Here is a 16,386-nt window from a genome sequence, read left to right as displayed (position 1 = left end):
ACGAACACCAACCGATGACTGCCTCGACAACCACCTTGTCCAACGCGCCGCCGACCGGCTGGCCGCGGCGCAGTGTGCTCAAGGCAGGCGCCCTGGTCGCGGGTATCGGATTGCTGGGACGTTTTGCCGATGCCCGTGCGGCGGGTCTGTCGGCCAGTGACTACCAAGGGCTGGACGCCTGGGCCATGAGTCAGGCCATTCGCAGCGGCGAGCTGCAGGCCGAAGACCTGCTGGCGGCGGCGCTGGCTCGTTGCCAGGCGGTGAATCCCAGGGTCAAGGCCGTGAACATGCTGCACGAGGCCTACGCCCGCACGCTGTTAGCCCAGCGCCGTTCCGCCGGTACCGAAACCCAAGGGGCACTGGCCGGCGTGCCGGTGTTGATCAAAGACCTCAATACCTACCTGGAGGGCACCTCGACCAGCAATGGTTGCCGGCTGTTCAAGGACGCCCCGCCAGCGGCCCGGACCAGCACCCTGATCAGCCGCTACGAGCGAGCTGGCGCCGTGCCCTTCGGCAAGACGACCTGCCCCGAGTTCGGCTTGACCACCACCACTGAATCCATGCTGTGGGGGCAGACGTGCAACCCGTGGAACCTGGCCATGAGCGCGGGTGGTTCCTCTGGCGGCGCGGCAGCGGCCGTGGCTGCCGGGATCGTGCCTGTGGCCCATGCCACCGACGGTGGCGGCTCGATCCGCATTCCTGCCTCGTATTGCGGGTTGGTGGGGCTCAAGCCCAGCCGTTATCGCACGCCAAGTGGGCCGGCGCATTTCGAGGGCTGGTTTGGCGCCAGCGTCGGCAATGTGGTCTCGCGCACGGTGCGCGATACCGCGCTGTTTCTCGATGCCGGTCAAGGCCATGAAGCGGGCAGTGCGTACTGGATTCCGCCGCTGATACGGCCGTATGTTGAAGAATTGCAGCGCGAGCCGGGCAAGTTGCGTGTCGCCGTGGTTCGCCAGTCATTGACCGGCGCGGCGTTGGAACCGGCGATTGCCGCCACGCTGGAACAGACCATCAAGCAGTTGCTGGGACTGGGGCATGAAGTCGAAGAGCTGACGCTGAACATCGATCCACGCCAGCTGTTCGGTGCGCATGGCACAGTGATCGGCACCGCATTGCGCACCGCGATTCACGACCGCGAACAGGTGCTGGGGCGGGCCGCCACGGCGCAGGACCTGGAGAAAATCACCCTGGTCAACCTGGAACGCGCCCAGGCCACCACGGGTGAAGACCTGTATCGCGCCCGTCAGTCGTTCGAAAGTATTGGCGCAACCATGGAGCAGCCGTTCGAACGCTTCGACGTGATCCTGTCGCCGGTCACCGCCAACCTGACCCCGCAACTGGGCCTGCTGACGCTGGATCAATCCTGGGACAGCTATGCCCATCACGCCATGGGCAGCGCCGGCTTCACCGTGCTGGCCAACGTCAGTGGCCAACCGGCCATCTCGCTGCCGTTGGGCCAAAGCGATAGCGGTCTGCCGGTGGGCATGATGTTCACCGCCCGCCTGGGAGGTGAGGACGGTCTGCTGCGCCTGGCCAGTCAACTGGAGCAGGATCGTCCCTGGGCCGCCAGACGCGCCGTCCTCTGACAGCACTGCCTGGCACTTTCGGCCGGTTGTTCGCAGCTTTCATGAGCAACCGGCATCGGGCCGGCTTCCTAGTCCGCTTTGACGATGAGCCCGGCCAGTGCAGCCCCGATCATGGGATGCACTCCGCCAGCGCTCCCACAGCGTCGTCGGCGGTTATCTCTGACCTCAGCTAATGGCATAACAACAATGACGGCTCAAGTTCAGTCTCAGACCCACTACGATGTGATTGTCGTTGGTTCGGGTGCAGGTGCAATGACGTCGGCGGTGTTCCTCGCCGATCACGGCTTCAGTGTGCTGATCGTGGAAAAAAGCGACAAGTACGGCGGCACCTCGGCGATCTCCGGCGGCGGTATCTGGATCCCCAACAACCACTATTTCGCCAAGCTGAACGGCAATGACACTTACGCAACAGCCTTGCGTTATCTGCAAGCCGCGGCGGGCGAACATGTCGATGAAACCCGGCTGCGCAGCTATCTGGACAATGCGCCGAAGATGATCGAAGAGCTTGCCCAGACCAGTCGGGTACGCTACGCGGTGGCCGCCAAATACCCCGACTATTACCCGCACCTGCCGGGCGCGCTGCCCGGCGGCAGAACCCTGGATCCGGAGTTCTTCGATACCAGCCTGTTGGGCGACGAACTGGACAACCTGCGTAAACCTTCGCCGTCGACATTGCTCATGGGCTGCATCGCCTGGACCGCCCGGGATGCGCACAAGGTCATGGCGCGTGGTTTTGGCTGGCGCCTGCTGATCATGGGCCTGATGCTGCGTTACAAACTCGATTTCAAATGGCGCCGCAAAAGCAAGATCGACCGCCGGGCGTCGCTGGGCAGCTCGCTGGTGGCATCGCTGCGGCGCTCGTTGATGGACCGCAACGTGCCGCTCTGGCTCAACACCGATTTTGCCGGCTTGCTCACCAAGGACGGCCGGGTCAGCGGCGTCAGCGTGCGGCGTAACGGTGCCGAGGTGCAACTGCACGCGCGTCACGGGGTGATCCTGGCGTCCGGTGGTTTTGAACAGAACCAGGCACTGCGTGAAAAATACTTGCCGCAACCGACCCGCATGGCCTGGAGTGCGACACCGCCGGGCAACAACACCGGTGCCGCGCTGGAAGCCGGGCTGGCTCAGGGCGCGGCCACCGCATTGATGGATTGGGCCTGGTGGGCGCCGACCATCGCCGTACCGGGCGAGGAAAAACCCCGGGGGATCTTTGCCGAGCGCGCGTTCCCTGGCGCCATCGTGGTCAACAGCCTGGGCCGGCGCTTCGTCAACGAGGCCGCGCCGTATCTGGAGTTCGTCAATGCGATGTACAACGACAACGGGCTCACGGGTGGCAAGTCGGTACCGGCCTGGGTGATTTTCGATGGCCATTTCCGTTTTAACTACGCGATGGGGCCGCTGATGCCGGGCCAGATCATGCCCGACAGCCGCTTGCGCAAGGAATGGCTGAACAACCTGTACTGGAAGGACGACTCCCTGGCCGGACTGGCCAGACAGATCGGCGTCGATGCCGCCGGTCTCGAAGCCACCGTGGTCAAGGTCAACGACTATGCGCGCACGGGTAAGGATCCGGACTTCGGGCGCGGCGGCAATGTCTTCGACCGTTATTACGGCGACAGCAATATCAAGCCCAACCCGTGTCTGGCGCCATTGCGCAAAGGCCCGTACTACGCCATGCGTCTTGATGCCGGGGACATCGGCACCAAGGGCGGCCTGCTGACCAACGAACATGCGCAAGTGGTCCGCGAGGACGGCGCCGCCATCGCAGGCCTGTACGCGATCGGCAACTGCTCGGCGTCGGTGATGGGCACCAGCTATCCAGGCGCGGGCGGCACACTGGGGCCGGCGATGACCTTCGCTTATGTCGCCGCCAACCACTTGGCCAGCCAGCGATAGGAGGATGTATGGCGACGTTCGATGACAGTTTCTGCACGCCGATCCAGACACCTTTGCAGGTCGCCGACAGCAGCGCGTTGCTGTGGGACGAGCACTGCGATGTATTGATTATCGGGTGGGGCGCGGCCGGGGCCTGCTCGGCGCTGGAGGCCCGCGCCCTGGGTGCCGATGTCCTGATTGCCGACCGATTCACAGGTGGCGGTGCCAGTGCCAAGAGTGGCGGGGTGGTCTACGCCGGTGGCGGTACCCGCCATCAGCAGGCGGCAGGGTTCAGCGACACGCCCGAAGCCATGTTTGACTACCTCAAGCATGAAACCCGAAACGTGGTCAGCGACGACACCCTGCGGCGCTTCTGCGCCGACAGCGTCAGCAACCTCGACTGGCTGGAAAGCCACGGTGCGCCCTATGGCCACCAGATGCCGCCGGGCGGCAAGACTTCGTACCCGCCTGACGGTTACTTTCTCTATTACTCCGGCAACGAACTGGTCCCGCAGCATGGCGGACCACTGCCACCGGCACCACGGGGTCATCGCACCGTGGGCAAAGGCCAGTGCGGCGCGGTGCTATATGCGCACCTCAAGGACGCGTGCCTGCGCGCCGGGGCCCGGCCATTGCTGCAAGCGGCAGCCAAACGCCTGGTGGTTGATGCGCAGGGGCGGGTGGTGGGTGCCGAGATGTGGTGCATTACGCCCGGCACCCCGCAAGCGCAGTTGCATGCGCGCCTGGCCGCTCGTGCCGAGCGGTTACAGAATTTCGCCGCGGGTTACTGCAAGAAGCTGCGTCAGCGGATCGGCCAGCTCGAACGGGACTTCGCCCGGCCACGGCTGGTTCACGCCCGCAACGGCGTCATCCTCAGTACCGGCGGTTTCATTTTCAATCGCGAACTGATCAAACGGCATGCGCCGAAATTCGAGCGTAACTTCAAAGTCGGTGCCACAGGCTGTGACGGCAGCGGCCTGCGCCTGGGAACCAGCGTCGGTGGTCAGGGCGCCGGACTGGAGCGGGTTTCGGCCTGGCGGTTTATCAACCCGCCGTACAGTTGGCACAAGGGCATCGTGGTCAATCGCGAAGGCCGACGTTTCTGCAACGAAGAAGTCTATGGCGCGACCCTGGGTCAACCCTTGATGGAGGAGCAGGGCGGCAAAGCCTGGCTGGTGCTGGATGCACCGCTGCGCAAGAAAGCCATCCGCGAGGCATTGTTTGGCGGCTATTGGTGGTTTCAAAGCTTGCCCGCCCTGGTGCTGATGCTGTTCAAGGTGCGCACGGGCCAGCACCTGAGCCAGTTGGCCACCAACACCGGGATGAATCCGGCGGCGCTGCGCGAATCGCTACTGGCGGCCAACGCAGCAGCCCGTGGCGAGGCGCCCGAGCCTTTCGGCAAGTCGCCGGGCGGGCGTCAAGTGCTCGATCAGGGGCCGTTTTATGCCTGCGACATTTCCGTGACCAATCCGGTCTTTCCACTGGGTGCCTTGACCCTCGGCGGGTTACGCGTGGACGAAAGCAACGGCGCGGTGCTCGACGGGCAGGGCCAGGCAATACCTGGCCTGTACGCTGCGGGGCGCACGGCGCTGGGCATTCCTTCGCACCTCTACATAAGCGGATTATCCCTGGCAGACTGCGTGTTCTCCGGGCGTCGTGCCGGAGCGGCCGCCGCCCGGTTCATGGATCCACAGCTGCAGCCGACCCTCGCACAAGAGACGACATGATGACGCTCAATCAAAACAACAAGAACGGCCGGGTTCACGGCAAGGTCGCGCTGGTCACCGGCGGCGCCAAGGGGATCGGCGCTGCCAGCGTGCGGGTGCTGGCGGCCGAAGGTGCCCAGGTGCTGATCAGCGACCTGGACGTCGAGACAGGCCAGGCCCTGGCGGCTGAAATCGGACTGGCTGCAGCCTTTTTCCGCCACGACGTCAGCAGTGAAGACGGGTGGCGCCAGGTCATCGACCATGTGCGCGAGCGCTATGGGCGTCTGGATATTCTGGTCAACAATGCCGGCATTCTGATCGCCGGCTCGATTGAAGAAACCAGTCTGCAGGCGTGGCAAAAGGTGATGCGGGTGAATGCCGACAGTGTGTTTCTGGGCTGTCGCGAAGGCATCGCGTTGATGAAGGACAGCGGTGGTTCGATCATCAACCTGTCGTCCGTCGCGGCCCTGGCCGGGCGTGACGATTACCTGGCTTACAGCGCCTCCAAGGGCGCGGTGGCGGCATTGTCGCGTTCGGTAGCGGCGCTGTGCCGGCGACGCAAATACCGCATCCGCTGCAACACCCTGCATCCGGACGGCGTGCTCACCGACATGACCCGTGGCAGCCTTCCCACAGGCGTCGACCCGGACCGCATGACCATCGACAGCGACCCGATGAACCGCATGTGCCGGCCTGAGGACGTGGCGGCCAGCGTGCTGTTCCTGGCCAGCGATGAAGCCCGGGCGATCAATGGAGTCGAGTTGCGCATTGATAGCGGGCAGATGGTGATGAGTATCTAGCGGCCGTTGCCACCCAATCCACCGCGCCCCACCCTGTAGGAGCCAGGCTTGCCGGCGAAGAACGATAACGCGGTCACACAGACAGACCGCAGCGTGCAAATGCTCGCAAGCTTTTACGAAGTCGGTCGAGGTGGAAATAGGGCGTTCTGATGGATGTGTAGGACGCTTCCGTAGGAGCGAGGCTTGCCCGCGAAGAACGATAACGCGGTCACACAGACAGACCGCAGCGTCTGGTTCGCCGGCAAGCCTGGCTCCTACAGCGAAGAACGATAACGCGGTCATACAGACAGACCGCAGCGTGCAAACGCTCGCAAGCTTTACGAAGTCGGTCGAGGTGGAAATAGGGCGTTTCTGATGGATGTGTAGGACGCTTCCGAGTGTTTGTAAGAAAGCTCTCACGTCACTTCCCGAAAGCCACAGCACCTTGCGTCGTTGCCTACGGTTACGCCAGAATCCGCCGGCTTGTGCGCCCAGGGGCTACTCGGTAACTTGATTCGCGTCACTGATGGTCAGTGATCGGGTTTAGTAGCCCGGCCAAGGTTAAAGCGGTCGCATGAGCATCATCAGTCAGGTATCCGCCTGCACTTGATGGCAGCTGTGCGCATGGCGTCCTCGGGCGCGCCGGTTTTTGCTTACCCTTGCCGGTCTACTAACTTGCGCACAGCTGCCACCCTTTCGTGTAGTAGCGAGATGGTGCGGCCCAGCTAATTAAGGGAAGCACTCATGATTAAGCCAACACCAAACCCGCCGGACACCGATCCGGCAACGCCCTCAGAAACCATCGATTCAAACAATTCCCACCCACCATCCGAACGCATTTCCTCTGCCGCCGACATCCAGGCGACCCCGCGCAAACTCTGCACCATGTTCATCGTCAACCCGGAACTCGATACCGAAACCCTGCTGGCCCACGCCTGTGAGTCGCTGGCTTCTGCCAATGTCATGGCGCTGGATCTGGCTGATCATATGGAGGGGACGAGTCGCAACGCCCTGTTGGGGATTGCCCAGGTCATCATGCTGGGCGAACTGGCGGTGAACCGGGCGCTGGATCGGATTGATCGGGCTGAATAGAAGATCAAAAGATCCCCGTAGGAGCCAGGCTTGCCGGCGAAGGCGATTTCAAATATGCCTTCGCCGGCAAGCCTGGCTCCTACGGGGATCAACGTTTTCGTTCGGGAGATGTTAATAACCTTCGAACTGCGCCGGGCGTTTGTCGATGAACGCCTGCATGCCTTCCTTCTGATCCCGTGAGGCGAACAACAATGCATTGGCCTTGCGCTCCAGGGCCAGGCCGGCTTCCAGTGGCGCGTCCATGCCCGCCAGGATCACCTCCTTGATCTGCTCGGCGGCCAGGGCTGGCATGGCGGCGATGACGCGCGCCAGCTCCAGTGCGTGGGCTTGCACCTGGTCATCGTCGACCAGGTCGCTGATCAGTCCGGCGACCCAGGCTTCCTCGGCGCTGATCGGTTGGCCGGTGAGCGCCATGCGCATCGCCTTGACCTTGCCCACCGCCCGCACCAGCCGTTGGGTGCCGCCGATACCGGGCATGATGCCGATGCGGATTTCCGGTTGGCAGAAGCGCGCGCTGCGGCCGGCGACAATCAGGTCGGCATGCATCGCCAGCTCACAGCCTCCGCCATAGGCATAACCGCAGATTGCCGCGATCACCGGTTTCGGGCAGTGCTGGATCGGCCCCCAGACCCGCTCGGTGTGGCGCTTGTAGATATCGATGGCGCCGACCCCGGCCATGCTGTTGATGTCGCCGCCGGCGGCGAACACCTTGTCACCGCCGGTCAGCACGATGCAACGCACCTCGGGATCAATCGCCAACTCACTGAAATAACGCGACAGCAGCGCCTGCAATTCCAGGCTCAAGGCGTTGGTCGCCTGGGGGCGGTTGAGCCGCAGCAGGGCCACGCCGGGCAGTGGACGTTCGAGCAGAACCGGTGCAGCGGATGAGTCGGACATGAGCATTCTCGAAGACCTGACAACGTGTAAATGGCCACCAGTGTCCTGTTCAGGCGGTTGAATTTTCATCGTCCGTTCAGACGTAGTTTGGCCTGCGGTTCGTCCCTAGAGTGACCCTTGTCAGTAGAAAAGGAGCACATGATGGAGCTGCATTCGGGTCTTGATTACAGCGGCAAGGTGGTGCTGGTCACCGGTGGTACCAAGGGCATCGGCGCCGGTATCGCGCTGGGGTTTCTGGCCGCGAACGCACGGGTGATCGTCTGTGCCCGGCGCGAACCTGAACAGGTGCCGGCGCAGGGTGGCAAGCGCGCGACTTTCATCGCCGCCGATGTGCGTGACCACGATTCCCTGCAACGCCTGTTCGCTACCATCGAGCGCGACTTCGGGCGCCTCGACGTGGTGGTCAACAACGCCGGCGGCAGCCCTTCCGCCGACGCCGCCACGGCGTCGCCCAGGTTTCATGAAAGCATCATCGGTCTGAACCTGATCGCGCCGCTCAACGTCGCCCAGCACGCCAACCGGCTGATGCAGGCACAGGTGCAGGGCGGTTGCATCGTCTTTATCGGCAGCATCAGTGCGCTGCGCTCCTCGCCAGGCACCGCCGCTTACGGCGCGGCCAAGGCCGGGGTGCTGGCGCTGGTGCAATCGCTGGCGGTGGAGTGGGGGCCCAAGGTGCGGGTGGTCACGGTCAGCCCGGGGCTGGTACAGACCGAGCAGTCGCATCTGCACTACGGCTCCGAGGCCGGTATCGCCGCCGTCGCGGCCGGCATTCCGGCCGCGCGCATGGCGGTGGCCGAAGACATCGCCAACGCCTGTCTCTACATCGCATCGCCGCTGGCCAGTTACGCCAGCGGTTGCAACCTGTTGCTGCATGGCGGTGGTGAACGCCCGGCATTTCTCGGTGCCGCGCAGGTTCTGCCCACCTGATCGACCTATTGCGGCGACCGGGTTCGGTGGCCGCCTTCAATGTGAAGGAGACGACTTTGGCTGATCCACAATTGCTATCCAATGTGCGCGCCCTGGTGGGGCGCCAGTACGGCCGCGTGTATGCCTGGGACGAAGTCAATGCCCCGATGATTCGCCAGTGGTGCGAAGTCATGGGCGTGGACAATCCGTTGTACACCGACGCGGGCTTTGCCTTGGGCACCGTCCACGAGGGCCTGATCGCTCCGCCTGCGATGTTGCAGGTGTGGACCATGGAAGGCCTGCACGCCAACAACTATCCACCTGGCTCCACCGACGAGAACCCTTACGAGGTGCTCAAGGACATGGAAGCCTACGGCTATGCCTCCACCGTGGCGGTGAACTCCGAGCTGAGCTTCACCCGCCCGGTGCGCCTGGGCGAAAAGCTCTACTACACCACGCGCCTGGACTCGGTTGGCGATGAAAAAACCACCGCCCTGGGCACGGGTTTCTTCGTCACCCTGGTCATGAGCCATTTCGTCGAAAAGCCTGGAGGAAAAGAGCCCGGCGACGACGAGCCAGTGGGCCAGTTGCTGTTTCGCGTGTTCAAGTTCCGCGCGGCCAATGCCCAGGCGCCTGCCAAAGTCGAGTCGGCACCGGTCAAGCCCAAGCGTCCGTTGCCGGGCATCAGCGACGACACGCGGTTCTTCTGGGAAGGCTGCGAGAAGGGCCAGTTGCTGATCCAGCGCTGCACCGCGTGCCAATCCCTGCGCCATCCACCGGCTCCGGTGTGCATCCAGTGCCACAGCTTCGACTGGGACACCTTGCAGGCCAGCGGCCGCGCCAGCCTGTACTCGTTCGTGGTGATGCACTACCCCGAGGTGCCGCCGTTCGATTACCCCAACCCGATCGGCCTGATCGAGCTGGAGGAGGGCGTACGCCTGATTGCCGGCCTGGTCGGTATCGAGCGCGAGCAACTCCAGATCGGCCAGCGCTTGCAGGTCGAGTTCCAGACCTTCGATGACCAGTTGACGTTGCCTTTGTTCCGGCCGGTAGACGCGTAGGAGCCATTCACCATGGATTTTGAATTAAGTGAAGACCAGCGCGCCATTGCGCAAATGGCCGACAGCCTGTTTGTCGACCATTGCCATGACGACTACATGCGCCAATGGGACACCAGTGGCGAGCCGATGATGGCGCCGTTGTGGGCGCTGTGCATCGAGACCGGGCTGCAGGCCTTGGCCATTCCCGAGGAGCACGGCGGCAGCGGCCTGGGCATGACCGAGCTGATGCTGGTGTTACAGGCCCAGGGCAAGGCCCTGGCCCAGGTGCCGTTGTGGCGCCATCAACTGGCGGCCGCGACCCTGGCCCGTTTTGACGCCAGCGACAGTGCGGGATGGGTCGCCAAGGCGGCGTCCGGCGAGGCGCTGTTGAGTCTGTCCATCGATGCCTTGAGCAGTGCGCTGGGCATTGAGCTGCAGGCGCAGGCGAATGATGGGGGCTGGTCGATCAATGGCCGGGTCGCGGCCCTGTCCCTGGGTGACCAAGCCCAGGCCGCACTGGTATTGGCGCAGGTCGACGGCCAACCGCGCTTGCTTCTGTTGGACCTGTCGGCGCCCGAAATCCAACGGGTGTCGGCGGTGTTGACCCACGGCGAAGCGGTGGCTGACCTGCACATCGAGGGCTTGACCGTGAGCGGCGCAGCGCTGTTGCCAGCTGAGGCCGTCGCCTGGCTGGAACTGCGCAGCATGGCGGCGCTGGCTGCCCTGCAACTGGGGGTCAGCGAAGAGCAGATCCGCCGCACCGTGGCCTACGTCAGCGAGCGCCGACAGTTCGAACGCAGCATCGGCAGCTTCCAGGCGGTGCAGATGAGCATGGCCGACACCCATATCGCCGTCGAAGCCTTGCGCACGGCGCTGTGGCAACTGGCTTACCGCATCGATGCCGGCTTGCCGGCGCCTTCCGAAGCGTTGGCCACCGCCTGGCTGGCCTGTGAAGCGGGGCACCGCATCGGCCATGTCGCACAGCACGTGCATGGCGGGATCGGCGTTGACCTGACGTACCCGATCCACCGTTTTCTCTATTGGAGCCGTGGCCTCTGCCTTGCCCTGGGTGGTTCGGCGGCAAACCTGGAACGCCTGGGCGACTGGCTCAACGATAACGACAAGCTGGGATGGAAATATGACCTCGAAGAACACCAAGCGCTTTGAAGACGTGCGCCCCGGCGAAGTACTGCCGGAGTTTGCCGTCCCAATCACGGTGACCCTGATCAACGGCGGCGCGATTGCCACCCGTGATTACTTCCCCGGTCACCACGACGCAGAGGCGGCCCGTGCCTTGGGTTCGCCCCACGTGTTCATGAACATCCTCACCACCAATGGGTTGGTGCAGCGGTTCATCGAGCAGTGGGCCGGGCCGCTGGCGCAATTCACCGCGCTGAAAATCAAGCTCGGAGCACCGAACTACCCCGGCGACTGCATGACCTTCAGTGGCAGCGTCACCGGCGTCGATGCGCACACCCGCTCGGTGGAAATCACCTTGAGCGGCAAAAATTCCATGGGCAACCACGTGACCGGCACGGTCGCGCTGGTCCTGCCCTGACAGCCGGAGAGACACAGATGACTGATTCATCGATTTCCGGGCGTGCCGCGATCGTTGGTCTAGGCGCAACCGAATTTTCCAAGAACTCCGGACGCACCGAATTGCGCCTGGCCCTGGAGGCCACCTTGAGTGCCCTCAAGGACGCCGGCATCGACCCGAGCGAGGTCGAGGGTTTCAGTTCCTATTCCGTGGACAAGGTCCCGGAATACGAAATTGCCCGTTTGCTCGGTTGCAAGGACGTGAAGTTTTTCTCTCAAGTACCCCACGGTGGCGGCGCGGCTTGCGGGCCGGTGATGCACGCAGCCATGGCAGTGGCGACCGGTATGGCGAAAGTGGTGGTGGTGTATCGCGCCATGAACGAACGCTCCTGGTATCGCTTTGGTACCGGTAACTACGGCTTCGCTTCGGCGCCGACCTTCGACAACGTCAACTACGGCTGGTACATGCCCCACGGCTTCCATACGCCGGCAGCCTGGGTCGGCATGTTTGCCCAGCGCTACATGCACACCTATGGCGCCACCAGCGAAGACTTCGGCCGGATCGCAGTGGCCGCGCGGGATTTTGCCGCCACCAACCCCCAGGCGTTTTTCCACGGTAAGCCGATCACCCTGGAAGAACACCAGGCCTCGCGCTGGATCTGCGAACCGCTGCACCTGCTCGATTGCTGCCAGGAATCCGATGGCGCCGTGGCGATGGTCATCACCTCGGCCGAGCGCGCCCGTGACCTGCGGCAGAAACCGGTGACCATCAAGGCCGGTTCCCAAGGCATCAGCCACGGCCAGCAGAGCATGACCTCGTTCTACCGCGACGACATCACCGGGCTGCCGGAGATGGGCGTGGTCGCCCGCGAGCTGTATCGCCAGTCGGGCCTGGGCCCGGAGTCTTTCCAGACCGCCGTGATCTACGACCATTTCACCCCGTTCGTATTGCCGCAGCTGGAAGAGTTCGGTTTCGCCAAACGCGGCGAAGCCAAGGAATTCATCCGTGCCGGACACCACGCCCGTGGCGGCAAACTGCCGATCAACACCCATGGCGGGCAACTGGGCGAAGCCTACATCCACGGCATGAACGGCATCGCCGAAGCGGTACGCCAGGTGCGTGGCACGGCGGTCAACCAGGTGGCGGATGTGCAAAACGTGCTGGTCACCGCCGGCACCGGCGTACCCACCAGCGGCCTGATTCTCGGCGCAGCTTAAGGAGCAGCCTATGTTCGTCGACCTCACTCCCGAACAACATGCCCTGCGCCTCAAGGTGCGGGATTATTTCCAGGCCCTGATGACCCCGGACCTGCGCGACCATTTGCGCGGCAAGGAAGGCGGCGAGCTGTTTCGCCAGACCATCCGCCAGATGGGCCGCGACGGCTGGTTGGCAGTCGGCTGGCCGAAGGCCCATGGCGGTCAGGGCTACGCCGCCACCGAACAGTTGATCTTCTTCGAAGAAGCCAACATCGCCGGGGCGCCGCTGCCGTTCGTGACCATCAGCACCGTGGGCCCGGCCTTGATGGCCCATGGCAGCGAGCTGCAGAAAGAGCGTTTTCTGCCAGGGATCGCCGCGGGCGACATCATGTTTGCCATCGGTTATTCCGAACCCGACGCCGGCAGCGATCTGGCCGTGCTGAAAACCAGTGCCCGCCAGGACGACCAGGGCTTCGTGGTCAATGGCAACAAGCTGTGGACGTCGGGTGCGGAATCGGCCGATTTCGTCTGGCTGGCGGCCCGTACCGACCCGACCCAGGCGCGGCACAAAGGCATTTCGCTGCTGATCGTCGACACCACGACGCCGGGTTTCTCCCACACTCTGATTCCCACCACCAGCATTCCAACCACGGCCACCTACTACGACAACGTTCGGGTGCCCAACGAGATGCTGGTGGGCGAGTTGCACGGTGGCTGGAAGCTGATCACCTCGCAACTGAACCACGAACGCCTCGGCCTGGGCACCTGGTCGGACAAGGTGGTGGCGCTGTTCCGCCGGGTTTACCTGTGGTCACGGGCCCGCGACGAGCAGGGCCGTCGGGCGATGGACAAAGCCTGGGTGCGCAGTTCTTTGGCCGAGTGTTATGCGCGTCTGGAAGCGATGCGCCTGATCAACATGCGCATCGCCGCCGACCTGGAGCTCGAACGCATGAACGTCGCGCTGAGTTCGACCACCAAGGTCTTCGGCTCGGAGTCGGCCATCGAGATCCTGCGCAAACTGGCGGCGATCGTCGGCGCCAATGGTTCGATGCGCAGCGGCTCGGCGGCGACGCTGTTGCAGGGTGAACTGGAATTTGAATTGCGCTCTGCCCCGACCCTGACCTTTGGCGGCGGCACCAATGAAATCCAGCGCGAGCTGATCGCCCAGTTTGGCCTCGGCATGCCGCGTACCCAACGCTGAAGCTCGTCCATCAAAAACAAAAACCGTACTCGCCCCGAATCCGGGGCGGGTCGAAGGGGACTTTCATGAGCACTATCGAGCAATTTCGGCAGGACACCCGTGCCTGGCTGGAGGCCAATTGCCCGCTGTCGATGCGCACCGGCATGGCTGAAGGCGATGTGGTATGGGGCAGTCAGAACCCGCAATTTCCCTGTGAAGACGCACGCCTGTGGTTCGAACGCATGCGCGACAAGCGCTGGTTCTGTCCCGAGTGGCCTGAGGAATATGGCGGCGCGGGCCTGAGTGACGAACAACTGTCGGTGCTGGAAAGCGAGATGCGTCGCATCAAGTGCCGCCCACCGCAAATCAACCTGGGCATCTGGATGCTCGGGCCGGTGTTGCTGGCGTTCGGCAGCGATGAGCAGAAACGCGATCTTTTGCCGCCGATCGCCCGCGGTGAAGTGCGCTGGTGCCAGGGCTTTTCCGAGCCGAACGCCGGTTCGGACCTGGCCAGCCTGAAGATGGCCGCGCGTGATGCCGGCGATCACTTCGTGGTCGATGGCAGCAAGATCTGGACCTCCTACGGCGACAAATCCGACTGGATGTATGCCTTGGTGCGCACCGACTTCAGCGCGCCTAAACACGAAGGCATCAGCCTGATCGTGCTGGACATGCGCAGCCCTGGCGTCACGCCACAGCCGATCGATTTGATCAGCGGCAAATCGGCGTTCTGCCAGGTGTTCTTCGACGGTGTGAAGGTGCCCAAGAGCCAGTTGATCGGACCGTTGAATGGTGGCTGGGACCTGGCCAAATACCTTTTGCAGCACGAACGCAAGGCGATGTCGAAATTCGGCGAGTTCAGCCTGCCGTCGCACTTCGATCTGTTGGCCTTGATGCGTGAATACGTGCCGGCGCCACAGACCATGAGTGAACACGCATTGCAGGCGCGGGCCACGGCCTGTGCGATGAACGAGCATGCCTACAACCTGACCGTGCAGCGCATGGGGGAAGAGGCGCGGGCCGGTGATGACATCGGCGGCCTGATGTCGATCATGAAGCTGGTGCACACCGAACAGGAGCGCGACAAGTTCGAAGTACTGCTCGACGCCATGGCCGGGCATGCCTTCGGCTGGGAGAGTACGGCATTCAGCGAACAGCAACTGGCGGTGACCCGTTCCTGGTTGAACAGTTATGCGCTGACCATTTCCGGCGGGGCCTCGGAGATCCAACTGAATGTCATCGCCAAGCGCGTACTGGGCTTGCCCGACGCTAAAAAAGGAGTCACCCCATGAGCCTGCGTTATAGCGATGAACAGCGTTTGCTGGCCGACAGCGCGCGGGACTTTCTCGCCGCCCGCAGCCCGGTCAGCGCCCAGCGTCGACTGCGCGATGACGCGGTGGACCTGGGCTTCGATGCGCCGCTGTGGCACGACGCGGTCGAGCTGGGCTGGAGCGCGATTCCGTTTCCCGAAGACTTCGGCGGCCTGGATTTCGGCTGCAAGGGCCTGGGGCCGATCTTTGAATCCATGGGCCGCAACCTGTCGGCCTCGCCGTTGCTATCGAGTGTAGTGCTCGGCGGTTCGCTGCTGCACCTGGCAGGCAATCCGGCGCAACAGACGCACTGGTTGCAAGCGGTGATCGGGGGTAAACAGCGCCTGGCCCTGGCCGTGGACGAACGCTCGCGCCACGATCCGAGTCGCATTGTCCTTGAGGCGAAGGCTGAGGTGCAGGGCTATCGCTTGCACGGTGACAAATTCTGGGTGGTCGACGGCCTCGGTGCCGATGCCTATGTGGTGGCGGCGCGCACCTCCGGGCAGCCGGGCGACACGCAAGGCATCAGCCTGTTCCTGGTGCCGGCCGATACCCGGGGTTTGACCGTCAGCGCCTTGTCGCTGATCGATTCGCGCAACAGCGCACGCCTGCAACTGGATCAGGTGCTATTGGGCAGCGACGCGCTGCTGGGCACCCTGGGCGAGGGCTGGACGGCGCTGGAAACCGCGCTGGACCGGGGTCGCACCTGCCTGGCCGCGGAGCTGCTGGGGATGGCCGAGCAACTGTTCGAGACCACCCTGGAATACCTCAAGACCCGCGTGCAGTTCGACACGCCGATTGGCACCTTCCAGGTCCTGCAGCATCGCGCCGCACAGATGTACATCGACCTGGCGCTGAGCCGCAGCGCCCTGATGGCCGCGTTGGCGACCCTGGACGACGCCAGTCACGATGCCCGCGCGCGCGCTCGACTGGTCAGCCTCGCCAAATGGAAGACTGGCGACACGGCGATCAAGGTCGCCAACGAAGCGGTGCAGATGCACGGCGGTATTGGCGTCACCGACGAGCTGGATGTCGGCCTGTACCTCAAGCGTGTCCGCGTTGCACAGGGCTGCCTGGGCGACCGGGATTTCCATTGCGAACGCTATTTGGCCCACGCGTAGGAGCCAGGCTTGCCGGCGAACGGGACGCCACGGTGTGTCTGTTGAACCGCGTCATCGTTCTTCGCTGTAGGAGCCAGGCTTGCCGGCGAACGGGACGCCACGGTGTGTCTGTTGAACCGCGTCATCGTTCTTCGCTGTAGGAGCCAGGCTTGCCGGCGAAC

14 protein-coding genes are annotated in these 16,386 nt (G+C 63.7%); 13 read left to right on the top strand and 1 reads right to left on the bottom strand.

What is annotated here, in order from left to right:
• The first annotated feature begins 14 nt into the window (after positions 1-14).
• The 5 genes from J2W17_RS10800 (at position 15) to J2W17_RS10780 (ending at position 7,038) form a co-directional block, all read left to right on the top strand.
• Positions 15-1,586: an amidase gene (locus J2W17_RS10800; protein WP_307333389.1), complete on the top strand. Its 1,572-nt coding sequence runs from the start codon at positions 15-17 to the stop codon at positions 1,584-1,586.
• Positions 1,587-1,772: 186 nt separating this feature from the next.
• Positions 1,773-3,482 carry an FAD-binding protein gene (locus J2W17_RS10795; RefSeq protein ID WP_307333388.1) on the top strand — a complete coding sequence of 570 codons (1,710 nt, stop codon included), beginning with the start codon at positions 1,773-1,775 and terminating at the stop codon, positions 3,480-3,482.
• An 8-nt stretch (positions 3,483-3,490) separates the two neighbouring features.
• On the top strand, positions 3,491-5,188 hold the full coding sequence (locus J2W17_RS10790) for an FAD-binding protein (RefSeq protein ID WP_307333386.1): 1,698 nt from the start codon (positions 3,491-3,493) through the stop codon (positions 5,186-5,188).
• Positions 5,185-5,967, top strand: a complete 783-nt coding sequence (locus J2W17_RS10785; protein WP_307333384.1) for an SDR family oxidoreductase — start codon at positions 5,185-5,187, stop codon at positions 5,965-5,967. Before J2W17_RS10790 ends, J2W17_RS10785 begins: the two co-directional genes overlap by 4 nt.
• 723 nt (positions 5,968-6,690) lie before the next feature.
• Entirely contained in the window at positions 6,691-7,038 is a 348-nt protein-coding gene (locus J2W17_RS10780; RefSeq protein ID WP_307333382.1) for a DUF6124 family protein, read from the top strand.
• 111 nt (positions 7,039-7,149) lie between these two features.
• Here the strand turns inward: J2W17_RS10780 and J2W17_RS10775 are convergent, their stop codons facing one another.
• Positions 7,150-7,935: an enoyl-CoA hydratase gene (locus J2W17_RS10775; RefSeq protein WP_128872442.1), complete on the bottom strand. Its 786-nt coding sequence runs from the start codon at positions 7,933-7,935 to the stop codon at positions 7,150-7,152.
• A gap of 141 nt (positions 7,936-8,076) precedes the next feature.
• On the opposite strand from J2W17_RS10775, the gene J2W17_RS10770 reads away from it, so the two are divergent.
• The 8 genes from J2W17_RS10770 (at position 8,077) to J2W17_RS10735 (ending at position 16,225) form a co-directional block, all read left to right on the top strand.
• A complete protein-coding gene (locus tag J2W17_RS10770; protein ID WP_064677287.1) occupies positions 8,077-8,862 on the top strand; it encodes an SDR family oxidoreductase in 786 nt (261 codons plus the stop codon).
• Positions 8,863-8,918: 56 nt separating this feature from the next.
• Positions 8,919-9,902 carry a bifunctional MaoC family dehydratase N-terminal/OB-fold nucleic acid binding domain-containing protein gene (locus tag J2W17_RS10765; RefSeq protein ID WP_307333379.1) on the top strand — a complete coding sequence of 328 codons (984 nt, stop codon included), beginning with the start codon at positions 8,919-8,921 and terminating at the stop codon, positions 9,900-9,902.
• A gap of 12 nt (positions 9,903-9,914) precedes the next feature.
• On the top strand, positions 9,915-11,048 hold the full coding sequence (locus J2W17_RS10760; protein ID WP_307333376.1) for an acyl-CoA dehydrogenase family protein: 1,134 nt from the start codon (positions 9,915-9,917) through the stop codon (positions 11,046-11,048).
• Positions 11,020-11,439 carry a MaoC family dehydratase gene (locus tag J2W17_RS10755; RefSeq protein WP_307333374.1) on the top strand — a complete coding sequence of 140 codons (420 nt, stop codon included), beginning with the start codon at positions 11,020-11,022 and terminating at the stop codon, positions 11,437-11,439. The genes J2W17_RS10760 and J2W17_RS10755 overlap by 29 nt, the downstream gene beginning before the upstream one ends.
• A 17-nt stretch (positions 11,440-11,456) precedes the next feature.
• Positions 11,457-12,635 carry a lipid-transfer protein gene (locus J2W17_RS10750; protein WP_064677291.1) on the top strand — a complete coding sequence of 393 codons (1,179 nt, stop codon included), beginning with the start codon at positions 11,457-11,459 and terminating at the stop codon, positions 12,633-12,635.
• 10 nt (positions 12,636-12,645) lie between these two features.
• Positions 12,646-13,815 carry an acyl-CoA dehydrogenase family protein gene (locus J2W17_RS10745; protein WP_307333369.1) on the top strand — a complete coding sequence of 390 codons (1,170 nt, stop codon included), beginning with the start codon at positions 12,646-12,648 and terminating at the stop codon, positions 13,813-13,815.
• Positions 13,816-13,880: 65 nt separating this feature from the next.
• Positions 13,881-15,086, top strand: coding sequence for an acyl-CoA dehydrogenase family protein (locus J2W17_RS10740; protein ID WP_307333367.1), 1,206 nt, complete (start codon positions 13,881-13,883; stop codon positions 15,084-15,086).
• A complete protein-coding gene (locus J2W17_RS10735) occupies positions 15,083-16,225 on the top strand; it encodes an acyl-CoA dehydrogenase family protein (RefSeq protein ID WP_307333364.1) in 1,143 nt (380 codons plus the stop codon). The genes J2W17_RS10740 and J2W17_RS10735 overlap by 4 nt, the downstream gene beginning before the upstream one ends.
• Positions 16,226-16,386: the final 161 nt, after the last annotated feature.

It is taken from the genome of Pseudomonas lini, assembly GCF_030812475.1.
GTDB classification, from domain to species: Bacteria; Pseudomonadota; Gammaproteobacteria; order Pseudomonadales; family Pseudomonadaceae; genus Aquipseudomonas; species Aquipseudomonas lini_A.
This window is presented reverse-complemented; position numbering and strand designations above follow the sequence as displayed.

Excerpts from the sequence above, each read along its gene's own strand:
- J2W17_RS10800 (WP_307333389.1), top strand. The coding sequence starts at position 15 with ATGACTGCCTCGACAACCACCTTGTCCAACGCGCCGCCGACCGGCTGG.
- J2W17_RS10795 (WP_307333388.1), top strand. The coding sequence starts at position 1,773 with ATGACGGCTCAAGTTCAGTCTCAGACCCACTACGATGTGATTGTCGTT.
- J2W17_RS10790 (WP_307333386.1), top strand. The coding sequence starts at position 3,491 with ATGGCGACGTTCGATGACAGTTTCTGCACGCCGATCCAGACACCTTTG.
- J2W17_RS10785 (WP_307333384.1), top strand. The coding sequence starts at position 5,185 with ATGATGACGCTCAATCAAAACAACAAGAACGGCCGGGTTCACGGCAAG.
- J2W17_RS10780 (WP_307333382.1), top strand. The coding sequence starts at position 6,691 with ATGATTAAGCCAACACCAAACCCGCCGGACACCGATCCGGCAACGCCC.
- J2W17_RS10775 (WP_128872442.1), bottom strand. The coding sequence starts at position 7,935 with ATGTCCGACTCATCCGCTGCACCGGTTCTGCTCGAACGTCCACTGCCC.
- J2W17_RS10770 (WP_064677287.1), top strand. The coding sequence starts at position 8,077 with ATGGAGCTGCATTCGGGTCTTGATTACAGCGGCAAGGTGGTGCTGGTC.
- J2W17_RS10760 (WP_307333376.1), top strand. The coding sequence starts at position 9,915 with ATGGATTTTGAATTAAGTGAAGACCAGCGCGCCATTGCGCAAATGGCC.
- J2W17_RS10755 (WP_307333374.1), top strand. The coding sequence starts at position 11,020 with ATGACCTCGAAGAACACCAAGCGCTTTGAAGACGTGCGCCCCGGCGAA.
- J2W17_RS10750 (WP_064677291.1), top strand. The coding sequence starts at position 11,457 with ATGACTGATTCATCGATTTCCGGGCGTGCCGCGATCGTTGGTCTAGGC.
- J2W17_RS10745 (WP_307333369.1), top strand. The coding sequence starts at position 12,646 with ATGTTCGTCGACCTCACTCCCGAACAACATGCCCTGCGCCTCAAGGTG.
- J2W17_RS10740 (WP_307333367.1), top strand. The coding sequence starts at position 13,881 with ATGAGCACTATCGAGCAATTTCGGCAGGACACCCGTGCCTGGCTGGAG.
- J2W17_RS10735 (WP_307333364.1), top strand. The coding sequence starts at position 15,083 with ATGAGCCTGCGTTATAGCGATGAACAGCGTTTGCTGGCCGACAGCGCG.